General features: G+C 71.5%; 21 protein-coding genes and 3 pseudogenes. 12 read left to right on the plus strand and 12 right to left on the minus strand.

What is annotated here, in order from left to right; genetic code table 11:
* Positions 1-23: 23 nt before the first annotated feature.
* Positions 24-1,013, minus strand: coding sequence for an NAD-dependent epimerase/dehydratase family protein (locus BM536_RS06670; protein WP_073497000.1), 990 nt, complete (start codon positions 1,011-1,013; stop codon positions 24-26).
* Between the two features lie 400 nt (positions 1,014-1,413).
* Between BM536_RS06670 and BM536_RS06675 the strand changes: the two genes are divergently transcribed.
* Together BM536_RS06675 and BM536_RS06680 are read left to right on the plus strand one after the other, a co-directional pair.
* Entirely contained in the window at positions 1,414-1,977 is a 564-nt protein-coding gene (locus BM536_RS06675; protein WP_073497002.1) for a hemerythrin domain-containing protein, read from the plus strand.
* 390 nt (positions 1,978-2,367) lie between these two features.
* Positions 2,368-3,627, plus strand: coding sequence for an MFS transporter (locus BM536_RS06680; protein ID WP_245873292.1), 1,260 nt, complete (start codon positions 2,368-2,370; stop codon positions 3,625-3,627).
* A 544-nt stretch (positions 3,628-4,171) separates the two neighbouring features.
* On the opposite strand, the gene BM536_RS06685 is transcribed toward BM536_RS06680, so the two are convergent.
* The 3 genes from BM536_RS06685 to BM536_RS06695 all read right to left on the minus strand — a co-directional run bounded on the left by BM536_RS06685 (position 4,172) and on the right by BM536_RS06695 (position 6,694).
* Positions 4,172-4,711, minus strand: a complete 540-nt coding sequence (locus tag BM536_RS06685; RefSeq protein WP_094102664.1) for a hypothetical protein — start codon at positions 4,709-4,711, stop codon at positions 4,172-4,174.
* Positions 4,712-4,841: 130 nt separating this feature from the next.
* Positions 4,842-5,423, minus strand: a complete 582-nt coding sequence (locus BM536_RS06690; RefSeq protein WP_073497142.1) for a hypothetical protein — start codon at positions 5,421-5,423, stop codon at positions 4,842-4,844.
* Positions 5,424-5,878: 455 nt separating this feature from the next.
* Positions 5,879-6,694 carry an oxidoreductase gene (locus tag BM536_RS06695; RefSeq protein WP_073497146.1) on the minus strand — a complete coding sequence of 272 codons (816 nt, stop codon included), beginning with the start codon at positions 6,692-6,694 and terminating at the stop codon, positions 5,879-5,881.
* A 328-nt stretch (positions 6,695-7,022) separates the two neighbouring features.
* On the opposite strand from BM536_RS06695, the gene gndA reads away from it, so the two are divergent.
* On the plus strand, positions 7,023-8,465 hold the full coding sequence (gndA, locus tag BM536_RS06700; protein WP_094102665.1) for an NADP-dependent phosphogluconate dehydrogenase: 1,443 nt from the start codon (positions 7,023-7,025) through the stop codon (positions 8,463-8,465).
* A 47-nt stretch (positions 8,466-8,512) separates the two neighbouring features.
* On the opposite strand, the gene BM536_RS06705 is transcribed toward gndA, so the two are convergent.
* Together BM536_RS06705 and BM536_RS06710 are read right to left on the minus strand one after the other, a co-directional pair.
* A complete protein-coding gene (locus BM536_RS06705; protein WP_073497138.1) occupies positions 8,513-9,958 on the minus strand; it encodes a glyceraldehyde-3-phosphate dehydrogenase in 1,446 nt (481 codons plus the stop codon).
* Between the two features lie 358 nt (positions 9,959-10,316).
* Positions 10,317-10,718, minus strand: coding sequence for a DUF3291 domain-containing protein (locus tag BM536_RS06710; RefSeq protein WP_073497136.1), 402 nt, complete (start codon positions 10,716-10,718; stop codon positions 10,317-10,319).
* Positions 10,719-10,836: 118 nt separating this feature from the next.
* Here BM536_RS06710 and BM536_RS06715 point away from each other — a divergent pair, with 118 nt between their 5' ends.
* Positions 10,837-11,454, plus strand: a complete 618-nt coding sequence (locus BM536_RS06715) for a MerR family transcriptional regulator (RefSeq protein ID WP_073497134.1) — start codon at positions 10,837-10,839, stop codon at positions 11,452-11,454.
* Positions 11,455-11,726: 272 nt separating this feature from the next.
* Positions 11,727-12,119, plus strand: coding sequence for an SseB family protein (locus BM536_RS06720; RefSeq protein WP_073497130.1), 393 nt, complete (start codon positions 11,727-11,729; stop codon positions 12,117-12,119).
* Positions 12,120-12,128: 9 nt separating this feature from the next.
* On the opposite strand, the gene BM536_RS06725 is transcribed toward BM536_RS06720, so the two are convergent.
* The 6 genes and pseudogenes from BM536_RS06725 to BM536_RS06750 all read right to left on the minus strand — a co-directional run bounded on the left by BM536_RS06725 (position 12,129) and on the right by BM536_RS06750 (position 17,806).
* Positions 12,129-12,518 carry a MarR family winged helix-turn-helix transcriptional regulator gene (locus tag BM536_RS06725; protein WP_073497128.1) on the minus strand — a complete coding sequence of 130 codons (390 nt, stop codon included), beginning with the start codon at positions 12,516-12,518 and terminating at the stop codon, positions 12,129-12,131.
* A 92-nt stretch (positions 12,519-12,610) separates the two neighbouring features.
* Positions 12,611-12,964 (minus strand): VOC family protein, encoded by a 354-nt coding sequence (locus BM536_RS06730; RefSeq protein WP_073497144.1) that lies wholly within the window; start codon positions 12,962-12,964, stop codon positions 12,611-12,613.
* A gap of 611 nt (positions 12,965-13,575) precedes the next feature.
* Positions 13,576-14,606, minus strand: a pseudogene (locus BM536_RS06735) (LacI family DNA-binding transcriptional regulator).
* A complete protein-coding gene (locus tag BM536_RS06740) occupies positions 14,603-15,508 on the minus strand; it encodes a carbohydrate ABC transporter permease (protein WP_073497126.1) in 906 nt (301 codons plus the stop codon). The pseudogene BM536_RS06735 and the gene BM536_RS06740 overlap by 4 nt, the downstream one beginning before the upstream one ends.
* Positions 15,505-16,478 (minus strand): annotated as a pseudogene (locus BM536_RS06745) (carbohydrate ABC transporter permease). Before BM536_RS06745 ends, BM536_RS06740 begins: the two are co-directional and overlap by 4 nt.
* Positions 16,475-17,806, minus strand: coding sequence for an ABC transporter substrate-binding protein (locus BM536_RS06750; RefSeq protein WP_073497122.1), 1,332 nt, complete (start codon positions 17,804-17,806; stop codon positions 16,475-16,477). Before BM536_RS06750 ends, BM536_RS06745 begins: the two are co-directional and overlap by 4 nt.
* A 227-nt stretch (positions 17,807-18,033) precedes the next feature.
* On the opposite strand from BM536_RS06750, the gene BM536_RS06755 reads away from it, so the two are divergent.
* The 7 genes and pseudogenes from BM536_RS06755 to crcB (BM536_RS06785) all read left to right on the plus strand — a co-directional run bounded on the left by BM536_RS06755 (position 18,034) and on the right by crcB (BM536_RS06785) (position 24,561).
* A complete protein-coding gene (locus BM536_RS06755) occupies positions 18,034-20,055 on the plus strand; it encodes a beta-galactosidase (protein WP_073497120.1) in 2,022 nt (673 codons plus the stop codon).
* 104 nt (positions 20,056-20,159) lie between these two features.
* Complete coding sequence (locus BM536_RS06760) at positions 20,160-21,719, plus strand: glycosyl hydrolase 53 family protein (RefSeq protein WP_073497119.1); 1,560 nt, start codon at positions 20,160-20,162, stop codon at positions 21,717-21,719.
* Between the two features lie 243 nt (positions 21,720-21,962).
* Positions 21,963-22,250 (plus strand): ArsR family transcriptional regulator, encoded by a 288-nt coding sequence (locus tag BM536_RS06765; protein WP_073497117.1) that lies wholly within the window; start codon positions 21,963-21,965, stop codon positions 22,248-22,250.
* 64 nt (positions 22,251-22,314) lie between these two features.
* Positions 22,315-23,279, plus strand: a pseudogene (locus BM536_RS06770) (SMP-30/gluconolactonase/LRE family protein).
* Between the two features lie 78 nt (positions 23,280-23,357).
* Positions 23,358-23,813, plus strand: coding sequence for a fluoride efflux transporter CrcB (gene crcB, locus BM536_RS06775; protein ID WP_094102666.1), 456 nt, complete (start codon positions 23,358-23,360; stop codon positions 23,811-23,813).
* Positions 23,810-24,190, plus strand: a complete 381-nt coding sequence (locus tag BM536_RS06780) for a DUF190 domain-containing protein (RefSeq protein WP_073494304.1) — start codon at positions 23,810-23,812, stop codon at positions 24,188-24,190. The genes crcB (BM536_RS06775) and BM536_RS06780 overlap by 4 nt, the downstream gene beginning before the upstream one ends.
* Positions 24,187-24,561 carry a fluoride efflux transporter CrcB gene (gene crcB, locus BM536_RS06785; RefSeq protein WP_073494303.1) on the plus strand — a complete coding sequence of 125 codons (375 nt, stop codon included), beginning with the start codon at positions 24,187-24,189 and terminating at the stop codon, positions 24,559-24,561. The genes BM536_RS06780 and crcB (BM536_RS06785) overlap by 4 nt, the downstream gene beginning before the upstream one ends.
* Positions 24,562-24,643 lie beyond the last annotated feature (82 nt).

A 24,643-nucleotide genomic window follows, 5' to 3' on the forward strand; every position in this document is an offset into this window, starting at 1 on the left:
GTGGCGGGGGTGGGGGACGGGTCTCAGAGCTGCGGCTCCCGCGTCGGCTGGGTCGCGGCGAAGTAGGCGATCGTGTGCTTGATGCCTTCCTCCCAGGGCACCCTCGGCGCCCAGCCCAGCAGCTCCCGGGCCAGCGTCGTGTCCGGTCGGCGGCGCTGCGGATCGTCGACGGGACGGTCGACGAACTCGATCCGCGAGCCGGACCCCGTCAGCTCCACCACCCGGCGCGCGATGTCCCGGACCGTGACCTCGTCGGTCCCGCCGATGTTCACCGGCCGCACCGAGTGGCTCGCGGCCACCAGCAGGACCCCGTCGACCGTGTCGTCCACGTAGCAGAGGGACCGCGTCTGACCGCCGTCACCCGCCACCGTCAGCGGCTCACCGGCCAGCGCCTGACACACGAAGGTGGGCACCGCACGCCCGTCGTGGGCTCGCATCCGCGGCCCGTACGTGTTGAACAGCCGGACGATGCCCGCGTCGGTGTCCCGGGCCCGCACATGGGCGGTCACCAGCGCCTCCGAGAACCGCTTGGCCTCGTCGTACACGCTGCGCGGGCCGACGGGATTGACGTTGCCCCAGTAGTCCTCGCGCTGTGGATGCTCCAGCGGATCGCCGTACACCTCGGACGTGGAGGCCAGCAGGAACCTGGCACCGTCACGTTCCGTGACGGTCAGCATGTTGCGCGTGCCCGCACTGCCGACGTCGAGCGTCTCCAGCGGCAGCCGCAGATAGTCGACGGGCGAGGCCGGACACGCGAAGTGCAGGACCAGGTCGTACGGCCCCTCCAGGCGCTCCGGGCAGTCCGCCGAGGAGACGTCGCACTCGACGAACCGGAAGCCGGGGTGGCCCTCGAGGTGGGCGATGTTCGCCCGTGAACCGGACAGCAGGTTGTCGGCGCAGTCGACTTCGGCACCTGAAGCCAGCAGGCGTTCGCACAGATGGCTGCCGAGGAAGCCGGCGCCGCCGGTCACCACGGCACGACGCCAGGGCAGGCTGGGGATCGCATCATTCATGGGACGTCCTTCGCTCGCGCCCGGTAACGCCTTCACGAGGTCGGCGCACTGATCCGGTGCGGCACGGGAGGCTGTGGAGTGGGTGAAGGAACAGGACGCGCGGAGTGCTGCGCGGCAGTGCCGCCCTGATCGGCCGCCGTTTTCCCGACGGCACCGGCTCGAAGTCACCGGGACAGTAGCTTTCACACGTTGATCCCTATTGTGCTCAGGCACCGGCCGTCCCGCGACCGCGGCACAGGAGCACCGTCCCGCACCGGCGGCACCACCGGGCCCGTTCGCACCCCGTGCACCACGGACGCGGGAGTCACCCGGCGGAACCGGTGTCGGCCGCGCGGCCCGGGGCACCCGGGCCCTGGCGGGTCGCCCCGGGCCCGCCGTGCCGAGGCTGGAGGTGAAGGACATGGGTCATGGTGGGAACGTCATCGACGAGCTGATGACCGATCATCGTGAGGTCGAGGAGTTGTTCGGCAAGATCGAGGCGCTGCCGTCCGGCCACAAGGACCGCAAGATGTACGCCGACCAGGTCACGATGGAGCTGGTCAGGCACTCGGTGGCCGAGGAGGCCTACCTCTACCCGGCCGTGCGCGAGCACGTGGCGGGCGGGAACACCCTGGCCGACAAGGAACTCGAGGACCACGCCGAGGCCGAACAGATCATGAAGGACCTGGAGAGCTGCGCGGCGGACGACCCGCAGTTCGACCGGCTCACCCGCATGTTGATGACCGAGATCCGGGAGCACATCGCCGACGAGGAGGGGAACCTGTTCCCGCGGCTGCGCTCGGCCTGTCCCGCGGACGCCCTCGACGACCTGGGCGACAAGGTCCGCATGGCGAAGAAGACCGCACCGACGCGTCCCCACCCGTCCGCCCCGGACAAGCCCCCCGCCAACAAGATGCTGGCGCCGGGTGTGGGCATGGTCGACCGGATGCGCGACGCGCTGAGCGGGCGCGGCAAGAAGGGCTGACGCCCCGGACGCCACGGGCACGGGGTGCCGGGTCGCGCCGACGGCGGCGGACCCGTCGGCATGCCGTGAGAGTGCCTGTGAGCAACCGCACTCGGCACAGCAAGTACCCCACAGGCGTGCCCGTTTGGGCATGCGGAGGCACCGCGGGGGGAGTGGTCCGGCGACCACCGGCCCGTCCCGTCTGCCACGATGGTCCGCGCCGTAACCGATCAGGTGGAGTGGCCGCGCAGAGCAGCCGGCGTTCCCCGGTTCCGCCGCCCCGTGACCTCCCCTCGCACCCTCGGGTACCGCACTGTGTCTTCCCCATCCCTCTCCGCGCCCACCCCTGCCTCCGGCAGCCCCGACCGTGACGCCTCACGCTCGCCGTGGCGCTCCCTCAGGCACCGCAGCATGCGCTGGTGGTCCGTCGCGAACTTCGTGTCCAACGCCGGCACCTGGATGCAGCTCACCGTCCAGAACCTGCTGGTCCTCCAGATCACCGGGTCCGCGGCGGCCACCGGCCTGTCCATGTCCGTACAGGCGGCCCCCGCGCTCTTCATGAGCGTGGTGGGCGGTGCCGCCGTCGACCGCTGGCCGCGCAAGGTGACGGCCGCCGTCAGCCAGGCCCTGCTGGGCGTGGTCGCCTTCACCACGGCCGTGCTCGTCGCGCTGGACCTGCTCGACATGACCTCCCTGATGGTGCTGGCGGCCGTGACCGGCACCATCGCCACCATCGACGGCCCCGCCTGTGCCCTGCTCGGCAACGATCTCGTGCCCGAGGAGGACGTGCCCTCCGCGATCGGCGTGGGCGCCCTGGTCCACAACGCGGGCCGGCTCGTGGGCGCGGCGCTCGCCGGTGTCACGGTGGGTTTCCTCGGCACGGCCGCCGCCTACGCGGCCAACGGTCTGTCGTTCCTCTTCGTGACCGCGGTCATCCCGTTCCTGCGCCCGGCGGCCGGCGCGGCCGTACGCGCCGCCGCCCCCCGCGCCGTCGCCGTCCACGCCGGGAAACGCGACGACATGACCATCCGCGAGGGACTGGCCTTCTTCGCCCGCCGGCCCCGCCTCCTCGCCCTGGCCGGAGTCACCGGCATCAGCGCCGTCTTCGGGCGGAACTACGGCCTCACCCTCGCGGTGCTCGTCACCGGCCCGCTGGCCGGTGGCCCGGGCGCCTTCGGCACCGTCTCCACCGTCCTCGCCGTCGGCGGCATCCTGGGGGCGGTCCTCGGCGCCCGCCTGCGCCGGCCCTCGGTGCGCGTGGTGGGCACCCTGGCGGCGGCGGGCGGGCTGCTCCAGGTGGTGGCCGGGCTGTCGCCCTCACTCGCCGTCCTGCTGGTGCTCGTGCTCCCCATGGCCGTCGTCGAGTCCGTCTCCGACACGGCCGGAACCGCCGTGCTCCAGACCGACCCGCCCCCTCACCTGCGGGGACGCGTACTGGGCGTGTGGAGCAGCATCGGCACCGTGTGGAGCCTCGGCGGCCCGCCCGCCCTGGGCCTGCTGATGGAACTAGCGGGCCCGCGCGGCGCCCTGGTGGCCGGCGGACTCGTCGTCGCCGCCGGCATCACCGCCGGTCACGTCCTGCGTGGCCGCCGCGCCCCACGTCCCGTACCGCTCTCGACGCGTGCGGGGGAGGAGGTTCCGGGACGGGACCTGCTGGGGACGGCGGCCTGAGTCGGGGCGCGTCCGTGGCCCTCGGGGCCTGCGCCCGCGCCTCAGATGATCAGGGCCTGCCCGGGCCCAGCGGTGCCCTGGTGGGGGGCGGGCTCATGGTCGCCGCCGGCATCGCCGCCGGTCGCGTCCTGCGTGGCCGCCGGACCTCACGCCCGGGTGCCGCTTCCGACGCGTGCGGGGGAGGAGGTTCCGGGGCGGGTGGTGCTGGGGGCGGCGGCCCGAGTCGGGGCGCGTCCGTGGCCCTCGGGGGCCGCACCTCAGGCGATCGGGGCCCCTGCCCGGGAACCAGCGGCGCCCAGGAGCAGGGCCTGCCCGGGAAGCAGCGGCGCCCAGGAGCAGGGCCTGCCCCGGACCCAGCGGCGCCCTGATGACCGGCGGATTCGTCGTCGCCGCCGGCATCACCACCGGTCACAGCCTGCGCGGCCGCCGGACCCCAGGTCCCGTACCGCTTCCGACGCGTGCGGGGGAAGCGGTCTCCGGGCGGGGAGGTGCTGGGGACGGCGGCCTGAGGCCGGGCGCGTCCGTGGCCCTCGGGGCCTGCGCCTCAGGCGATCAGGGCCTGCCCGGGCCCCAGCAGGTCCATCAGCTGCGTGCTGTGCAGCTGGGTGACGGGGGCGAGGAGGTCGGGGTGGCGGAGGAGGGCCGCGGCTTCACGGTCGCGGGCGTCGGGGGCGAGGAGACGGCGGAACTCCATCGGCAGGCCGGTCGTGTGATCGCCGCCGTCCAGCCCGGCCACGGCCAGCGCGGCCAGCTCCGGATCGGTGAGCAGGCAGGCTGCCCAGCTCGCCACCACCTCGTCCACCCAGCTGCGCCACGCGTCCGCACCGTCCGTACCCGCGCCCGTGCCTGTGGGGTCCGAGTCCGTGCCGCTGATCCGGTCCAGCCTGGCCGAGCCGCCCGGCCCCGCCATGCCGACCAACGCGGCGTCCATCACGGTCGGATAGCGCAGCCAGGCCGCGACGGTCACCGCCTGGCGGGCCTGCACCTCGCACAGGGCGGACGCCAGCGCGCCGCCGCAGGCCGGGTAGGCCCGCGTCAGCCACTGGGCGGTCGCCGCTATGAGAGGGGAGAGATCTGCGCGCACTGATGGCCGTCCGAGCTGCGTACGGGGGAAGGGACCTCTGGCACCGTAGCCCGCGTCCCCCGCGCGAGGACATGGCCGAGCGCCCGGGGAGCACGTGGCCTCGGCCACACCCGGGCACCGGCCGCCGTGGTCAGTGGCGCAGGAGGTAGCCGGTGAGCAGGGAACGGGCCCGGTCCGGGCTGACGCCCAGCGCCGTGCCGACGGACTCCCAGGACAGCTCGTCGTCGCGCACCGCCTGGGCCGCCTCCTGACCGATGTCGGGCAGCAGCCGTTCCAGCATGGTCACTGCCTTGAGGGCGGCCACCGGTGCCCGGTCGGTCAGGGAGGTCAGCTGCTCCTCCAGCTGGTGCATCAGGTGGGTGAGCTGGTCGGGGAGCGGCACCGTCCGGCGCTCGACGGCACGGATGTGCACCCTCCAGTCGCTGCGTGCGGCCGAGACGTCCAGGTCGTACAAGCCTTCGTCCGACGCCCGCCACGCGCCGTCGATCGGATGGGTCTCGCCCCGCCAGCCGCACGCGCAGGCCGCGCGGAAGCCGGTAGCTCTGGGGCGGCGCAGTTTCCCGTCGTAGGCCCACCACTCGCTGGTCTCGACCACGCTGTCGGCACTGCTGCCGAAGTCCAGGTACACCGGTTTGGGTTCGCTGCCGTCGGCCAGGACCGCGCCCGCGATGCCCTCGTGGGATTCCCCGAACTCCTCAGTCGTCCAACCCACGCGTCTTCCCCCTCGTCCCTCGCCTGCCCCGAGCGGGACGTCGGCGCACGGCACGGGCGTCCCGCAGACGAACATGCCCCGGGCCGGCCACCGGTGAACCGCCCGCCCCAGGCGTTCACCGGCCGGTCGCCGACCGCGCGGCCGCACGTCCCGCTCACGGAACTCAGGCGCCTGCCGGCTTCTGGACGCGCGGGTGGTTTACCGGCGCCCGCCGGGCCGCCGGGCCGCTGGGCCGCCCGCGCCCACCGGACGGTCTTCGGCCGGTGCCCGAGCAGGAGTCTCCCACCGGCCGGTGAGGTCTTCGTACCCGCCGCCGCCCATCACCAGGTCAGGGTCCTCAGGTGCTCCGGGATGTCCCGGGGACGCGGTCAGGGGGTGTAGTCCTCATGGATCTCGTTCCGGTTTCGACGTCCGCGCGGATGGACGCGGTCGCCGCCTCCGCGTGCGCCCGGGTGTCAGCCGGCCAGCTTGTTCATCTTGCGGATCTGCCTGTCGAAGGCCCGGGCGGGGGCGAAGCGGCGCAGCATGCTCGCACGCCCGGCCAGCGGGCCGGCGGTGTAGCGCAGCTTCGGCCTGGCGTCGGTCGCCGCCGCGACGATGGCCTCGGCGACGACGGTGGGGGCGTCGCCGTCCCGGATCGCCGCCGCCATCACGCGGTCGACGGTCTGCCGCCCCTTGGCGTAGACCTGTAGGGGCGAGTCGGGCTTACCGCTGTTGGCCTCGAAACCGGTTCTGGTGTACGCGGGTTGGACGATGATCACCCGGACGCCGTGCTCGCGGACCTCGTGGTCCAGGGACTCGGAGTAGCCCTCGATCGCGTGCTTCGAGGCGGCGTAGGCGGCCATGTAGGGCTGGGGCAGGAACCCGAGTACGGACGAGATGTTGATGATGCGCCCGCGTCCCTGCGCGCGCATGTGCGGCAGCACCGCGTTCACCATGCGCATGACCCCGAAGACGTTGGTGTCGAAAACGCCCCGGGCCTGCGCGAGGGAGGTTTCCTCGGCCGCGCCCAGCGAGCCGACACCGGCGTTGTTGACCAGGACGTCGATCCGTCCGAACCGCTTGACCACCTGCTCGACGGCGGCGGTGGCCGAGGCGTCACCGGCCACGTCCAGGTCGAGGAACGTCACACCGTCGAGCGGGGTGACGCGTGAGGTGTCACGGCTGGTGCCCACCACGTCGAAACCCGCTGAGACCAGCGCGAGCGCGGCTTGCTTACCGATGCCGGATGACGCACCCGTCACGAGTGCCACCGGCCGATTCGTCGTCATGATGGACTCCGCACCCATAGGGAAACTGATCGGTTTCGCATCACCGTAAACCGATCGGTTTCCCGCTGCAAGTACGGGTGGCCGGCCGACCCGGTCGGGGTGGCCCGCTCGAAAGGCGGTGCGTCGACGAACCGGCGACGCTCACGGCGTCCTTCCCGGCCCACGGGAGGGCTGCCCGCCGTCCCGCGTGCCGCGACGGCCGAGCCGGCGCCCCCGGCTCCGCGATTGGCCGCGCCCGGATCGAGACGATCCCGACTCGCAGCCGTATGTGGGGGGAACGAGGGGCCGTGCGCCCCCGGACGCGCCGTCGATCCAAGGGACTTACCTCATGAACGCAACCGCTGCCATCGGTGTCACCGGTCTCGGTGTGATGGGCCGCAACCTCGCGCGGAACTTCGCCCGCAACGGCTACACCGTCGCCGTCCACAACCGCACCGCGGGCCGCACGCGTGCGCTCGTCGAGGAGTTCGGACACGAGGGCGCGTTCGTCCCGGCGGAGACGGCGCGGGACTTCGTCGCCGCGCTCGAACGCCCCCGTCGGCTGATGATCATGGTGCAGGCGGGGGCCGTCACGGATGCCGTCATCGACGAGTTCGCCCCGCTCCTGGAGCCCGGCGACATGATCATCGACGGTGGCAACGCCCACTTCGCCGACACCCGCCGCCGAGAGGAGGCCCTGCGTGCGCGGGGCCTGCACTTCGTCGGCACCGGCGTGTCCGGCGGCGAGGAGGGCGCCCTCAACGGGCCGTCGATCATGGTCGGCGGCTCGACCGAGTCGTACGACGTGCTGGGGCCGATGTTCGAGGCGGTCAGTGCGCGGGTCGGCGGCGAGCCCTGCGCGGCGCACGTCGGCACCGACGGCGCCGGACACTTCGTCAAGATGGTGCACAACGGCATCGAGTACGCCGACATGCAGCTCATCGCCGAGGCCTACGACCTGCTGCGCCAGGTCGCCGGATACTCCCCGGCCGAGATCGCGGACATCTTCCGCTCCTGGAACGAGGGGCGTCTCGGTTCCTACCTGATCGAGATCACCGCCGAGGTCCTCGCCCACACCGACGAGGCCACCGGCCTGCCGTTCGTGGACATCGTGACCGACGCGGCCGGGCAGAAGGGCACCGGCCGCTGGACCGTGCAGACCGCCCTCGACCTCGGCTCCCCGGTCACCGCCATCGCCCAGGCCACGTTCGCCCGCGCCGCCTCCGGCCAGGCCGACCTGCGGGCCGCCTACTCCGGGCTGCCCGGCGGCACCACCCCCGCCATCAGTCGTACGGAGGCCGCCCGCTTCGCCTCACAGGTGGAGCACGCCCTGTACGCCTCGAAGGTCATCGCCTACGACCAGGGCTGGAAGATGATCCAGGACGCGGCGGGCGAGTTCGGCTGGAAGATCGACCTCGGCGCGGTCGCCGGAATCTGGCGCGGCGGCTGCATCATCCGCGCCACGTTCCTCGACCGCATCCGCACCGCGTACGCCGCCGACCCCGAACTGGTCAGCCTGCTGGGGGAGATGGAGTTCGCCATGGAGATCACCGACGCCCAGGTGCCCTGGCGGGAGACGGTGGCCTCCGCGGCCCGTCGGGGCATCCCCGTCCCCGCGTTCTCCGCGGCCCTCGCGCACTACGACACCCTGCGCGCCGGCCGGCTCCCCGCCGCCCTGCTCCAGGGCCAGCGCGACTACTTCGGCGCGCACACCTACGGCCGTACCGACCGGCCCGGCGCCTTCCACACCCAGTGGGCCGAGCCGGGCCGCCCGGAGACGGCCTCGGCCTGAGCGCACCCCGGCTGTCCGGCCCGGGGCGACCGGGCCGGACGGGCCGGTCAGACGCGCGGCGCCGGGAACGTCGGGTACTCGACGCCCGACACGTGCTGAACGACGCGGACGACCTGGCAGGAGTAGCCGAACTCGTTGTCGTACCAGAGGTAGAGGATCGCGTTGTCGCCCTCCACCTTCAGCGCTCCGGCGTCGACGATCGAGGCGTGGCGCGAGCCGATGAAGTCGCTGGAGACCGCGTCGGGGGCGCTGATGAAGTCGATCTGGCGCTTCAGCGGCGAGGTCAGCGACACGTCCCGCAGGTAGTCGAGGACCTCGTCCCGGTCGGCCTCGCGGGCCAGCTGGAGGTTGAGGATCGCGATCGACACGTCCGGCACCGGCACCCGGATCGAGCTGCCGGTGATCCGCGCCTTGAGGTCGGGCAGCGCCTTGGCCACGGCGGAGGCGGCGCCCGTCTCGGTGATGACCATGTTGAGCGGCGCGGAGCGGCCCCGGCGGTCGGACTTGTGGTAGTTGTCCAGCAGGTTCTGGTCGTTGGTGAACGAGTGGACGGTCTCCACGTGGCCGCGCAGCACGCCGTACTCGTCCGCCATGGCCTTCAACGGCGGGACGATCGCGTTGGTGGTGCAGGACGCACAGGACAGGATCCGCTCGTCCGGCTTGATCGTGTCGTGGTTGACGCCGTGCACGATGTTGGGGACGTCACCCTTGCCGGGCGCGGTCAGCACGACCTTGTCGATACCGGGACGCAGGTGCTTCGACAGCCCCTCACGGTCCCGCCACTTGCCGGTGTTGTCGATGAGGATCGCGTCGTTGATGCCGTACGCCGTGTAGTCGACCTGGCTCGGGTCGTCGGCGTAGATCACCTTGATCTCGTTGCCGTTGGCGAGGATGGTGCTGTTGTCCTCGTCGACGGTGATCGTGCCCTGGAACTGGCCGTGCACGGAGTCGCGGCGCAGCAGTGAGGCCCGCTTGACGAGGTCCTGTTCGCCGCCCCCGCGCACCACGACGGCGCGCAGCCGCAGACCGTTGCCGGACCCGGACTTCTCGATGAGCAGGCGGGCGACGAGGCGGCCGATGCGGCCGAAGCCGTACAGCACGACGTCGCGCGGCTCCCGGCGCTCGATCTTGTCGGCGCCGGTGGCACCGGCTACGGCGTCGGCGGTGAACTCGCGCACCGACAGACCGTGGTCGTCCGCGCGGTAGTGCTCGGCGAGCAGACCGATGTCGATCTGGGACGGACCGAGGTCCAGCTCGGTGAGGGCCTGGAGGAACGGCAGGGTCTCGGTGACCGAGAGTTCCTCACCGGCGATCTGCCGGGCGAAGCGGTGGGTCTTGAGGATGCTCACCACCGACTTGTTCACCAGGGAGCGGCTGTGCAGCAGGACGGTGACGTCCCGCTCCCGGTGGAGCTTCCCGATCATCGGGATCATCGACTCCGCGATCTCCTCGCGGTTCTTCCAGTTGGTGAACGAGTCGTCGTTGACAGTCACAGAATTCTCTTTCGAGCTAGGTGGCGCTCATATGCTAACCACCTCCTGTTCCGATCATTCAAGCGCCCCCTCGCTCAGGTGTGCGGAGCCCCGGAGGTCTCCTGAGCCCCGCCCTCCGGTGAGCGACCGACGCGTCCTCACGCCTCCTCGGCCCGGCCCTCGGCGAGCGGTCGACGGGGGGATGCCGAGCGCGCACAGTGCGCCGAACGGAACCGGGGCGACATCGGGTTCCTTCGTGTTCACCCGAGGTCCGACGGCCAGGGCGCGCGGGGCCGTCGGCGCGACGGGGTCTGTAGGAGGTCGTCGAGTGCGGCCATGGTCATGACGTGCCCTCTCCTGGGGAGGGCGGGGCCGGGGGTCAGGCGCCGGTCCGCTCCTGCTCTGCGAGCCGACGGCGGGCGTCCGCCCAGTCGACGGGCAGCCCGTCGGCCGGGACCTGCCAGAAAGCGAACGCCGAGTCCTTCATGGTGGAGCGCAGCCCGTTCATGATCGACCGGTGCGGTTCGGTCCGCGCGTACCGGTACAGCGCCTCCTTGTCCTCCCAGGCCGACAGGGTCCAGAAGGTGCGCTTGAGGGGCTGGGCGATGAGCGAGGCGCCGTACGCGCCCGGTGCGCGGGTGACCTGCCGCCACGCGCTGAGGGACTTCAGGAAGAAGCGCGGTACGTCCTTGAGGGAGCGCACCTCGAAGCGGGAGGCCATGACGTAGGCCTCGGCGTCGGGGGCGGGCTCGCTGAGCGTGGTCCAGGGCAGAGTGGGCATGGCTGCGGCCTTCTGTGAGGCAGGAGGGAGGAGAAGGATCCGTGGCGGAACGATTGGATACCTTCGCTATCCATGTTAGACAGTGGAGGTATCCAATTGCTAGAGCGGAGTCGTCCCGATGCGCGTTTCCGAACTGAGCCGCCGCAGCGGTGTCTCCGTGACGACGATCAAGTACTACCTCCGCGAGGGCCTCCTCGCGCCCGGCCGGCAGACCTCGGCGACCCAGGCCGAGTACGACGACCGGCATCTGCGCAGGCTGCGCCTGATCCGTGCGCTGACGGGCGTACGAGGACTGTCCGTCGCCACCACCCGTGAGGTGTTGGACGCGCTGGAGGCGCACACCGGCGACACCCACCTCCTGCTGGGCCTCACCCTGGGCTCGGTGTCCCTGTCCGGCGAGTCCGCCGAACAGGACCCGGCGACCGGTGAAGTGGAGTCGCTCGTCGAGGAGTTGGGCTGGCACGTGCACGAGTCGGCGCCCGCTCGCGCCACCCTCGCCGAGACCCTGACCTCCCTGCGCTCGCTGGGCGTCCCCATGGACCGGCACGTTCTGTTGCCCTACGCCCGCCTCGCCGAAGGGATCGCCGCCCTGGATCTCGACCAACTCGACGACCTCCCCGACCCGTTGGAAGCGGCCGAACGAGCCCTGCTGCTGACCGTCCTCCTGGAGCCCGCCCTGATGGCCCTGCGCCGCATGGCCCAGGAGAACGAGTCGGCCCGGCGGCACGCCCCGTAGACGCGTCCGGAGTGCGGACACGTGATCTCCGGCGGGTCGCGGATGGAGGGCGGCGGGCAGTGGCCCGCGGGCGGCGTGTCGCCGACCGCCGACCGCCGGACGTCGACCGCCGACCGCCGGACGTCGACCGCCGGACGCCGGACCCCGACCGCCGGACGTCGGCGGAAGATGAGAGGCGAATGAAGGGCGGTGGCCGAAAACCCGATTGTCCGTCGTCGGAGCGGGTACGCGAGGCCGGACGTGCCAACCACCGCTACCTGGGGAGACCTGCCATGGAGACACCCGACCGCGACGTCACCACCGCCGCGAGCGCGCTGGACGCGCTGGCCAGGGACACCGGGGACACGGCCGCACTGGACACTCTCGCCCACTGCGACGTCCTGGTGCCCGTGCCCGAGGACGCCACCGACGAGGACGTGACCAACCCCAGCATGCTGGCCCTGCCCGTCCTGGAGCAGCCGGGCTCGGCGCCCATCGTCCCCGTCTTCACCTCCGAGCCCGAGATGGTCGACCTGCTCCCGGGTGTCGACCGCTACCGCGTGGTGCCCCTCGGCGCGCTCGCCCACCAGTGGCCGGAGGGCGATCTGTCGCTCTCCATCGACGCCGCGGGCGACCACCCGCTGACGCTCACCTCCGAGGGAGTACGCACCCTGCTGGCCCGGTGATCCCCGGGCTCAGCCGGCCAGCATCCGGGCCAGTACCTCGCGCTGGAGCGGCAGCACCTCGTCGTGGAGGTCGCGGCCCTTCGGGGTGAGGGCGACCCATACCCCGCGTCGGTCCTCCATGCAGACGGAACGCTCCACCAGGCCGTCCTTCTCCAGTCGCCCTATGAGGCGGGAGAGTGCGCTCTGGCTGAGGTGGACACGTCCGGCGAGATTCTGCACCCGGCACTGGTCACCCGGCCGGGGTGCCTCGGTGGCGAGGATGTCGAGCACCTCGAAGTCGCTCGCCCCGAGACCGTGCGGATGCAGCACGCGGTCGATCTCGCACGTCGTGCGCGCGTGCACCGACAGAATGTCCCGCCACCGGTCCTCGAGGTCGATCCCGGCCGTGTTCGCTGCCATACCTGCACGGTAACACCGATTCCACGGTTTGTTTACCGTGCAACTAGTGCGGGTGCAAGGGATCTCGGGCCGCGCGGGACGCGTCGGACGGCTCAGGAGGCCGCCGGGTCCTGGGTCAGCCCGACGAGGTTTCCGTCGGCGTCCTTCACGAAGGCGATCAGCTTGCCGCCGCCGACGTCCTGCACGTCCTGGAGCACGTCGGCTCCCGCCTCCACGAGTGCCGCCAGCTGGGCCCGGATGTCACTGACGTGCCAGTACGGCACCGGTCCGGTCATGCCCTTGGAGTGCCCGTTCGGGTCCAGCCCGACGTCCTGTCCGGCGGCCTTGAAGCCGACGTAGTAGCTCTCGTCGGCGTACGGCTCGACCTCGAGCAGAGCCCGGAAGAGGGCCTTCGCCCGGTCGAGGTCCTTGACGGGGTAGATGATGGTCTGCAGGCCGGCGGTCATGGCGTACTCCTCGATGATGCGGGGACCGACGGATGTCGTCGATGGCTCCACGCTAGGCCGAGGCTCCTTCGACCGCTTCTCCGATCCTGACCGTTCGGCAACGCACGCCGGAAGCGAGGGCAGCCGACCCGGTGTTCACGCCGCACCCCGGCGACCGCCCGCGGCCAGTTCGTCAGACCCCGCCTCCGACGACCCCATCCGACCGTCAGGCCCGAGGAACCGCCCGCGCGGGACCGGCGACGCCGAGGGCCTGCGCTTCATGGGCGGACCCCATCCTCAGGGCTTGCCGGCTCGAGACCGGTGACATCGAGGGCCGGGGCCTCAGGGATGGGTCCCGCGCCACGGACGTGGGCGGCTCCGGCGCTGGTCCTGCTGTCCCGAGGTTCCGGGCAGCGGCCCGCGGCCGGGGGGGCACCCCCGCGGGTGGGCGCATCCGACCGGCAGGCCCGAGGAGCCGCCGACTCGGGACGGGCGACGTCGAGGACCACGGCTACGGGGGCGGACCTCGCCCCCTGGGCCCCGCCCGCTCGGGACCGGCGACGTCGAGGGTCGGGGGCCTGAGGGGTGGGCCCGGTCTCAGGGCCCCGCCGGGTCCCGGTTCCGGTCCGTCGTCACGTCGACTCGCGTCTGACCAGTTCCGTGGGCAGGATGACCGCGGCCGGGTCCTCGCCGCCGATCTGGGCGAGGAGGACGCGGACCATCTCGCTGCTGATCCGGTCCCAGGGCTGGCGGATCGTGGTGAGCGCCGGGGTGGACGCGGTGGCCGCGGGGGAGTCGTCGAAGCCGCCGACCGCGACGTCCTCCGGCACCCGGCGGCCGGCCTGCCGCAGCGCGGCGAGCACCCCCTGTGCCATCAGGTCGACGCGACGAACACCGCGTCCAGATCGGGTGCCTGCGCCAGCAGCCGCTCGGCGCCCGCCTCACCGCTGGCCCGGCTGTAGTCCCCGGACACGACCAGCCGTTCGTCGACCTCGATGCCCGCCTCGGCGAGCACCTCCTTGTAGCCGGCGAGCCGCTCCACACCGCCGGGGGTGTCCAGCGGGCCCGTGACGACGGCGATCCGTCGACGGCCCTGGGCGAGCAGATGGCGGACCATGTCCCGCGCGCCGTCCCGGTCGTCGGCTGCCACGTAGCTCACCTTCGACCCGATTCCGATCGGCTTGCCGCAGGCGACGAGCGGCACGCCCGCCTCGCGCAGCTCGGTGGCGATCGGGTCCCCCGAGTGGCTGGACACCAGCAGTACCCCGTCGACGTGCCCGGCGGTGATGTACCGCGTGATGCGCCGCCGCTCGTCCTCGGTCCCGGCCAGCATCAGCAGCAGCGGGACGTCGTGCTTGGCCAGCGCCTGGGTGCATCCCCGCAGCAGGACGTTGAAGTTGGGGTCCTCGAAGAACCGCTCCTGGGGCTCCGTCAGCAGGAACCCGACGGAGTCGGAGCGGCCGGTGATCAGGGAGCGGGCGTGCCGGTTCACGACGTAACCCGTCCTGCGGATGGCGGCGTCGACCGCCTCCTGTGCGGAAGGGCTGACGTAGTGGCCGCCGTTGAGCACGCGCGAGACGGTCCCTCGTGAGACTCCCGCCTCGCGCGCCACGTCGTGGATCGTCGGCGGCTTGCGCCTGCCCCCCGTGCTGCTCATGGTCATGACTTTACGGCCCCGGACAGCAGGTCGAGGCTCCAGAACCGCTGAATGACCAGGAACAGCGCCACCAGCGGGAGCACCGCGAGGAACGCGCCGGTGATCACCAGCGTGTACAGGGCCGGTGTGTTGGCGCCCTGCTCCAGCAGCGTGAAGAGACCGAGCGTGATCGGGAACTTCTCGTCGTCGCTGAGCATGATGTACGGCAGCAGGAAGTTGTTCCACACGGCGACGAACTGGAACAGGAACACCGTCACCATGCCGGGGATCATCATCGGCAGCGCGATCCGGGTGAAGATCCGCCACTCGCCGGCCCCGTCCATCCGGCCGGCCTCGACCACGTCGCTCGGCACGGCCGCGGCCGCGTAGATGCGCGCGAGGTAGACGCCGTAGGGGGAGAGGACCTGCGGCAGCAGCACGGACCAGTAGGAGTCCGTGAGATCGGCCTGGGCCATCAGCAGGTACTGGGGGATGGCCAGGATGATCGGCGGCATCAGCACGCCCGCCAGCAGGACGTTGAACATCGTCTCGCGACCGCGGAAGCGGTACGTCGCCAGCGCGTAGCCGCTGAACGCGGACACGCACGTCGACAGCAGGGCGCCGAGACCGGCGTAGAGGGCGGAGTTGGCCATCCACTGCCAGTAGATGCCGTCGCGGTAGGCGTTGAGGTCGGTCAGGTTGTCGGTGAAGCCGCTGCCGGGCAGGAACGTGAACGTGGAGAACAGTTCGCTGCCCGACTTGGTGGACGCGATCACCACCCACGCCACCGGCAGCAGGCAGTACAGCGCGCCCAGGAGCAGCGTGATCGTCGGAACGAGGGAGAGCCGGCGCCGCGGCGGACGGTTGCTGTGCTCGGCACCCGTGGCGTCCGCCGCCGCCGGGGCCTTGTGGACGGCGAGAGAACTCACTGGGCTGCCCCCTGCTTGTTACGACGGTTCGCGGCCCGCAGGAAGCCGAAGGACAGCAGCAGCGTGGCGATGGCGATGATCACGGCCTGGGCGGCCGCCGAGTAGATGTCACCGGTGCCGAACGCGTCCCGGTAGACCTTCATCAGCGGGCTCCACGTCGTGGACACGGAGTTGGTGAGCGGTTTGAGGGTGGTCGGCTCGTTGAACACCTGGAGCGTCGCGATGATCGAGAAGAAGAAGGTGAGCACCAGCGAGGGCGCCACCATCGGGATCTTGATCCTGAGGGCGATCTGCAGCGGGGTGGCGCGTCCAGCTTGGCCGCCTCGTACACCTCCACCGGGATGGCCTGGAGCGAGGTGTAGATGACGATCATGTTGAAGCCGGTGCCGCCCCAGATCGCGATGTTCGACAGGGCGAGATAGAGCGGGCCGCCGTCCAGCAGGTCCGGCTGCGGCAGGCCCAGCCGCTCGAGCACGAAGTAGAAGGGGCTGACGTCCGGCAGGTACAGGAAGCCCCACAGCAGCGCCGCCACGACACCGGGGATGGCGTACGGCAGGAAGATCGCGAGGCGGGTGAACGGGGCCAGCCGCACCTTGTCGGAGTCGAGCATCAGCGCGAACACCAGGGCGAGGCCCAGCATCACCGGGACGACGATGCAGCCGTAGCCGAGGACGCGCAGGGCGCCGTCCAGCAGCTCGCTGTCGGTGAAGGCGGCGGTGTAGTTGTCCAGGCCGGCCCAGACCTCCTTCCGGGCGCCGGCGCCCAGGCCGAGGCCGGACACCTTCACCTTGTGGAAGCTGAGCCACAGCGCGTAGCCGATGGGCAGCGCGAAGAACAGGGCGAAGAGGACGGTGGCGGGAACGAGGAAGAAGTAGGGGGCGCTGCGCACCCGTTCGCGGGTGCCGACGGGAGACGGGGAGGCGTACGGGGCCCCCTCGGCCCCGTACGACTTCCGGTGTGCGCTCGTCACTCGGAGACCTCGAAGCCCTGCTTCTTCATGTCGGCCACGGTGTCCGCCTGCATCTTGTCCAGGGCGGCGGAGAAGTCCGACTTGTCCTTCGCGGCGGCGCCGAAGGCGTCCTTGAAGGTGGTGTAGGCGACGTTCACGTTCGGGCCCCAGGCCGACGGCGCCGTGGTCTTCGCGATCTTGGCGGCGGTGGTGTAGAAGTCCGCCTGGTTCGAGAAGTACGCCGGCGGGCTGATGAAGGCGCCGCTGAGCTGGGCGGAACTGGAGGCCGGGTAGATGCCGCTCTCCTTGGCCAGCGCGTTGAGCGCGTCGCCGTCGGTGTTGAGCCAGGCGGCGAACTTGGCGGCGGCCTCCTTGTTCTCGGAGTCCGTCGTGACGGCGGTGGAGGAACCGCCCCAACTGCCCGTGACATTGTCGGTCTGCGACCACTGCGGGAGCGGGGCCATGGCCCACTTGCCCTTGGTGTCCGGGGCGGCGGTGGTCAGGGTGCCCGGCGCCCACACGGCGCTGACCCAGGCGATCTGCTTGCCGGTGTTGAGCGCCTTGTTCCAGGCCGGGGTGTACATCGGCTGGTTGTCGACGGCGCCCTCCTTGACGAGGCCGCCCCAGAAGTCGGCGACCTTCCTGGTCGCCGCGTCGTTGATGCCGACCTGCCACTTGTCGCCGGAGGTGGTCCACCACTTGGCGCCGGCCTGCTGGGCGAGGCCCGCGAAGAGGCCGGAGTCGTTGGCGGAGAAGGTGGTGAGGTCCGTCTCCGGGGACTTCTTCTTCAGCGCGCGGGCGGTCTGCGCGAACTGCTCCCAGGTGGTGGGGACGGTCAGGCCGTACTCCTTGAACAGGTCCTCGCGGTAGTAGAACATCATCGGGCCGATGTCCTGCGGCACCGCGTAGACCGCGTCCGTGCCCAGCGTCGTCTGCTGCCAGACGCCGTCGGCGAACTTGCCCTTCACGTCGCCGACGTTCTTCGCTATGTCCGCCAGCGCGTCATTGCTGACGAGCGTCGGCAGCGCCTGGTACTCGGCCTGCACCAGGTCGGGGGCCTTGCCCGCCTTGTGCGCGGTGAGGATCTTGGTGACCAGCGTGTCGCCGGACGCCTGCTTCTTCACCGTGACCGTGATCTGGTCCTTCTTGCCCGGCCCCTTGTTCCACAGGTCCACGACCTTGTCCATGCCGGGCGTCCACGTCCAGTACGTGAGCGAGACCGGTCCCGACTGTGCGCCGTTGCCGTCGTCGTCGGACGAACCGCATGCGGCGAGTGCGGTGGCGCCGAGCGTCACGGCGACGGCGGAGGCTGCGACCCTGAAGAGCCGCCGGCGCTGGGTGTTGGGCATGGGTTTCTCCCCTGACCTGGGTTCCCGCCTGCTGCGAGAACTCGCCATGCATCACATGGACCGGTGTCCTCGCCCGTCGCGAGGCCCTGCCATGCTTCTGTGAGCGTTCACAGTAGAGAAACATCCCGGACACTTGTCAATGGTTGTTGCTGTGCGGTTATGTTGGGCTCGCACCGCCGAGAACGTGTGTGCACGTTCCCAAATGATCGATTAAACGGGAGAGATCCATGCCGGAGACCACCCCCAAGGGCCTCACCAGGCTCGCCTTCGGTGGGGACTACAACCCCGAACAATGGCCGGAAAGCGTCTGGCAGGACGACGTCCGCCTGATGCGTGAGGCCGGCGTCACGATGGTGAGTGTCGGGATCTTCTCCTGGGCCCTCCTGGAGCCCGCGCCCGGGGCCTACGACTTCGGCTGGCTGGACCGGATCATCGACCTGCTGCACGAGAACGGCATCCGCGTCGACCTGGCCACCCCCACCGCGGCCCCGCCCGTCTGGTTCTACCGCGAGCACCCCGAGGCCCTGCCCGTCACCGCCGACGGCGTCCGCTACGAGTTCGGCTCCCGCGCGGCGATCTGCCACAGCAACGCCGACTACCGCGCGGCCGCGGCGAACATCGCCACCCGGCTCGCCGAGCGCTACGGCGACCACCCGGCGCTCGCGATGTGGCACGTCCACAACGAGTACGGCGTGCCCGTCTCGGCCTGCTACTGCGAGTCCTGCGCCGCCCACTTCCGCCGCTGGCTGGAGACGGCGTACGGCACGGTCGAGGCGGTGAACGAGGCCTGGGGCACCGCCTTCTGGGGCCAGCGCTACGCGGCCTTCGGCGACATCAACCCGCCGCGCACCACCCCGACCGTCGGCAACCCCGGCCAGGCCCTCGACTACCGGCGCTTCGCCGACGCCACCATGCGCGAGAACTTCGTCATGGAGCGCGACATCCTGCACCGCCTCGCGCCCGGCGTCCCGGTCACCACGAACTTCATGACCGCGCTCAGCCAGTGCGACTCGGTCGACTACTGGGCCTGGGGCCGTGAGGTCGACATAGTCAGCAACGACCACTACCTGATCACCGACGGCCGCCGCACCCACGTCAACCTGGCGATGGCCGCCGACCTCACCCGCTCCGTCGCCGGCGGCGCCCCCTGGATCCTCCTGGAGCACTCCACCTCGGGCGTCAACTGGCAGCCCCGCAACCCGGCCAAGGCCCCCGGCCAGATGGCCCGCAACTCCCTCGGGCACGTGGCCCGTGGCTCCGAGGGCGCCATGTTCTTCCAGTGGCGGCAGTCCCGGCGCGGCGCCGAGAAGTTCCACTCCTCGATGGTCCCGCACGGCGGCACCGACACACGCGTGTGGCGCGAGGTCGTCGAACTCGGCGCCTCCCTCGGCTCCCTGAACCCGATCCGCGGGACCCGCACCGAGGCGGACGTCGCCGTCCTGTGGGACTGGCACTCCTGGTGGGCGCAGAACCTCGCCTGGCGCCCCAGCGAGGACCACGACCCGCGCGAACGCGCCGACGCCTTCTACGAGGCCCTCTACGACCGCCACCTCACCGTCGACTTCGCCCACCCCGAAGCCGACCTCTCGCGGTACCCGCTGGTCGTGGTGCCCGCCCTGTACCTGATGACGGAGGCGGCCGGGGACAACCTCAAGGCGTACGTCGAGAACGGCGGCACGCTCGTCGTGTCCTACTTCTCCGGCATCGTCGACGCGTCCGACGCCGTCCACGAGGGCGCCTACCCGGGCGCGCTGCGGGACGTCCTCGGCCTCACCGTCGAGGAGTTCTCCCCGCTGCTCCAGGGCGAGCACGTGCGGATCACCGGCCCGGACGGCTCCGAGCTGAGCGGCGACGTGTGGACCGAGTTCGTCGAGCCGCGCGGCGCCGAGACCGTCTGGACGTACGCCGACGGCCTCACCGCGGGCCGCCCCGCAGTCACCCGGCACCGCCTTGGCGAGGGCACCGCCTGGTACGTCTCCACCCGACTCGGTGCCGAGGGCCTGGACGCCCTGCTGGGCCGGGCCGCCGAGGACGCCCGCGTCGCCCCGCGCGCCGACCTGCCCCGGGACGTCGAGGTCGTGCGCCGCTCCGGTGAGACCGGCAGCTACCTCTTCGCCATCAACCACACCGCCACCGACGCCAAGGTGCCGCTGGACACGTCCGGCACCGAACTGCTGACGGGCGAACGCGCCGCCGGCCGCCTCGCGGTCCCGCCGGGAGCCGTGCGGGTCGTACGCCTCGACGGCTGAGCCAGACTCCCCCTCCGCCCGTGGAGCCGCGAGCCGCGGGCGGAGGGGGTCCCCTCACCCCGAGGGAGACCCACCCCATCACGTCGAAGGGACGACGGACGAAGATGTTCCATCCCAGACGCACCCTCAGAGCCCTGCTGCTCCCGCTCACCGCGGGGCTGGCGCTCACCGCCCTGCCCGCGCAGACCGCCCAGGCGGCCTCCACGCTCACGAACGCCGGCTTCGAGGCCGACGGCACCGGGGCGGCCGCCCCCAGCGGCTGGTCCGAGTACGGCACCACCAGTGCCTCGTTCGCCGAGTCCGGCGGACACGGCGGCAGCTACCGCCTCACCCACTGGGCGTCCGCCGCCTACAAGGTGGAGACGTACCAGTACCTGTCGGGGCTGACCAACGGCAACTACAAGCTCACCGCCTGGGTCCGCTCCGGCGGCGGCCAGAAGTCGGCCTACATAGCCCTGAAGAACTGCGGCGGCGCCGAACAGCGCACCGATCTGCCGGTCTCGGCCGGCGGATGGCTCCGTATCGTCGTCCCGGTCAACGTGACGAACAACCAGTGCACGGTCAGCGTCAACAGTGACGCGAACGCGGGCAACTGGATCAATGTCGACGACCTGACCTTCACGTCCGGCACGACCGGACTGTCGATCAAGGGTGCCGACATCTCGTCCCTCCCCAAGAGCGAGGCCAAGGGCGGCGTCTACAAGACCGCTTCGGGCACCACCGGCGACCCGGTCACCATCCTGAAGAACGCCGGCATGAACTACGCGCGCCTGAAGGTGTGGGTCAACCCCGCCGACGGCTACAACAACAAGGCGCGCGTGCTGGCCACGGCCAAGCGGGTCAAGGCCGCAGGCCAGAAGCTCCTGGTCGACTTCCACTACTCGGACATCTGGGCCGACCCGGGCGCCCAGAGCAAGCCGAGCGCCTGGGCGGGCCACTCGTACAGCCAGCTCAGGACGGACGTGTACAACCACACGTACGACGTGCTGAACGCGCTCAAGGCCCAGGGCACCACCGCCGACATGGTCCAGGTGGGCAACGAGATCAACGGCGGCATGCTGTGGAACGAGGGTTCCACCGCCAACTGGGGCCAGCTCGCCGGTCTGCTCAACTCCGGCTACGACGCCGTCAAGGCGGTCAACTCGTCCACCCCGGTCGCCCTGCACCTCGCCAAGGGCGGTGACCTGACCGGCACCCGCTGGTGGTTCGACAGCGCGGTCTCCAACGGCGTGAGGTTCGACGCCATCGGCCTGTCCTTCTACGGCTACTGGCACGGCACCCTCGCCGACTTCCAGACCACGCTGGACGACGCGGCCGCCCGCTACGGCAAGCCGGTCTTCGTCGCCGAGACGGCCTACCCGTTCCGTCTCGACACCAAGGACTCGCACGAGAACATCATCGACCTGTCGAGCGAACTGGTCTCCGGCTACCCGGCCACCGCGGCCGGACAGCTCGCCTGGATGAACTCGGTGGCGAGCATCGTGGAGGCCGTCCCGAACGGCCGCGGTCTCGGCGTCTTCTACTGGGAGGCCACCTGGACCGCCGTGGACGGCAACGGCTGGGACCCCACCGACGCCGCCTCCGGCAACGGCTGGGAGAACCAGGCCCTGTTCGGCTACGACGACCGGGCGCTGTCCTCCATGGCATGGTTCAGCCACCGCTGACCGTGACCTCGTGACCTCGTGACCTCGTGACCTCGTGACCTCGTGACAGCGGGGCCCGGCCGCCACCTCGCGGCCGGGCCCCTGCGCGTTCCCCGTTCCCCCGGCACGAACTGCCGTACAGCGGGTGGACGTTCGATCCTGGCCAAGGGGCGCGGAGTCCGGGACACGGTGGCCTCGACTGCGGAACAGTGGGAAGACGCGGTACGAGGAGCCTGCCCCGATCCAGGGACGGAGGGGACGACCATGCTGAGGACTCCCGTGAACGAACGAAGACTGCACATCCTGGAGTGGCTGAAGGAACCGGCGCGGCACTTCCCGCCGCAGCGGCGCGCGGACCTCGTCGAGGACGGCGTCACCGCGGACACCGTCGCGGCGAAACTGGGCGTGCACCGCAGGGTGGCCGACACCCACCTCGCCCTGCTCACCGACCTGGGCCTGCTGCGCGCCAAGCGCATCCGGCTCCGCACCTACTACCGGCGCGACGAGATGCGCATCGCCGAAGTGGCCCGCATGTTCGAGAAGGGCTGGTAGGGGGCTGGCAGGGGTCGCGCGGAAGGCCTACCGTCGGCGACCCGCACCCGTGGAAGGCACCCGCATGGACCGACCCACCGCTCTCGTCCCCGTACGCCACATCTCCCTAGGCGGCCACGGCCCCGAGGACGTCGTGCCCGATCCGCGAGGGCGCGTCCTGACCGGATTGGCGGACGGCCGGATCCTGCGCGTCGACGGCCTCGACGATCCCAGCGTCGCCCGCGTCGAGGAGGTCGCCCGCATCGACGGCCGCCCCCTCGGCCTCGAACTCCTCCCCGACGGCGACCTGTTGGTGTGCGACGCCGAGGGGGCGCTGCTGCGCGTCGGCCTCGCGGGCGGCGGCCGGGTCGACGTACTGGCCGACTCGGTGGCGGGGGAGCGGCTGCGGTTCTGCAGCAACGTCGTGGCGCTGCCCGACGGCACCGTGTACTTCACGGTGTCGAGCCGTGCCCACCCCCTGCACGACTGGATGGGCGACCTCGTCGAACACACCGGCACCGGACGCCTGCTGCGGCTGGCGCCCGGCGACGCCGAGCCCGAAGTCCTCCTGGAAGGACTCCAGTTCGCCAACGGCCTCGCGGTGAGCACCGACGGCACCTTCCTGATCGTCGCCGAGACCGGCGCCCGCCGCCTCACCCGCTACGGCCTGACCGGCCCCGCCGCCGGACAGGCGAACCCCTCGTCGAGAACCTGCCCGGTTTCCCGGACAACCTGTGGCGCGGCGCCCCCGACGGCCCGGTCTGGGTCGCGCTGGCCGGCCCCCGCGTCCCCCCGCTCGACCTCCTCCACCGGGCCGGCCCCGCCGTCCGCCACCGCGCCGCCCGCCTGGCCCTGCGCGCCCCCTTCCGCCCCTCGGGCACCATCGGCGTCCTCGCCGTCGACGACACGGGCCGGACCGTGCACCACCTCACCCGCCGCCGTTCCGGCTTCCGCATGGTCACCAGCGTCTGCGCGGCCGACGGCCGGCTCATCCTGGGCAGCCTCCGGGAACCGGGCATCGCGGTCTGTGCGGCGCCCGGGGCAGAGTGATCCGGCGTTACCCTGTTGACCAGCCGTGATCACCCCGCGAGCCGGGGCGACCGGGGGTCGAGGCAGGAGACGTAGGACATGACAGCCCCGGAGACCGACAGCCTCCGCGGCGGCGCACCGCGCAGGTCCGCCGCACCGGGACAGCTCCCGGTGGTCGCCGTGGTCGCCGTCGGCGGCGGACTGGGCGCCGCCGCCCGCTACGCGGCCTCCCTGTGGTGGCCCTCGGCGGGCGGCGGCTTCCCGTGGACGACCTTCTGGGTCAATGTCGTCGGCTGTGCCGTGATCGGCGTGTTCCTGGTGCTGATCACCGAGGCGCTGACCGCCCACCGGCTCGTCCGTCCCTTCTTCGGCACCGGCGTGCTCGGCGGCTTCACCACCTTCTCGACGTACGCCGTCGACCTCCAGCACCTGTTCGACACGGGACATCCCCGGACGGCGCTGGCCTACCTGGCCGCGACCCCGCTCGCGGCGCTCACGGCGGTGTGGCTCGCGGCGACCGCGACCCGCCGCGTCCTGACCCGGAGGCGGCCATGACGAGGCTCACCGGCAGTGCACTGCGCGTGACCGTCTTCGTCGGCGAGCACGACACCTGGCACCGCAAGCCCCTGTACAGCGAGATCGTGCACCGGGCCCACGCGGCGGGACTGGCGGGCGCCAGCGTCTTCCGCGGCATCGAGGGCTTCGGCGCCTCCTCGCTGATCCACACCTCCCGTCTGCTCTCGCTCAGCGAGGACCTCCCGGTCGCCGTCGTCATCGTCGACACGGAGGAACGGGTGCGGGCCTTCCTGCCGCGGCTCGACGAACTGGTCACCGAGGGCCTGGTGATCCTCGACCCGTGCGAGGTCATCCGGTACGCCGGCCGCGACGGGAACCAGGGCGAGACGGACACGCGGGGCAGGGGGTCGTCGTGAACTGGCTGCTGGTCGTCGCCGGAGGCATGGTCGGCGCACCCCTGCGGTATCTGACCGACCGCGCGGTGCAGGCCCGGCACGACTCCGTCTTCCCCTGGGGCACCTTCGTGGTCAACGCCGTCGGCTGCGCGGTCCTCGGCCTGGTGACCGGTGCGGCCGCCGCCGGAGCCGCCGGCCCCCACCTGAGGCTTCTCCTGGGCACCGGCTTCTGCGGGGCCCTCACCACCTACTCCACCTTCTCCTACGAGACGCTGCGGCTGACCGAGACCGGAGCGGCGCTGCACGCCGCCACCAACGTCGTCGCCGGCGTGGCGGTGGGCGTCGGGGCCGCCTTCGCGGGGGTGTGGCTCGCGCGGACGGTGTGGTCATGACCCGGAGACGCAGGCAGCGGCCTCCAGGCGGAGGAGGACATCCCGCTTTCACGGTGACCGCTCACTGAATTTCTCCTTTCAC

It is taken from the genome of Streptomyces phaeoluteigriseus (assembly GCF_001896135.2).
Taxonomy (GTDB): domain Bacteria; phylum Actinomycetota; class Actinomycetes; order Streptomycetales; family Streptomycetaceae; genus Streptomyces; species Streptomyces phaeoluteigriseus.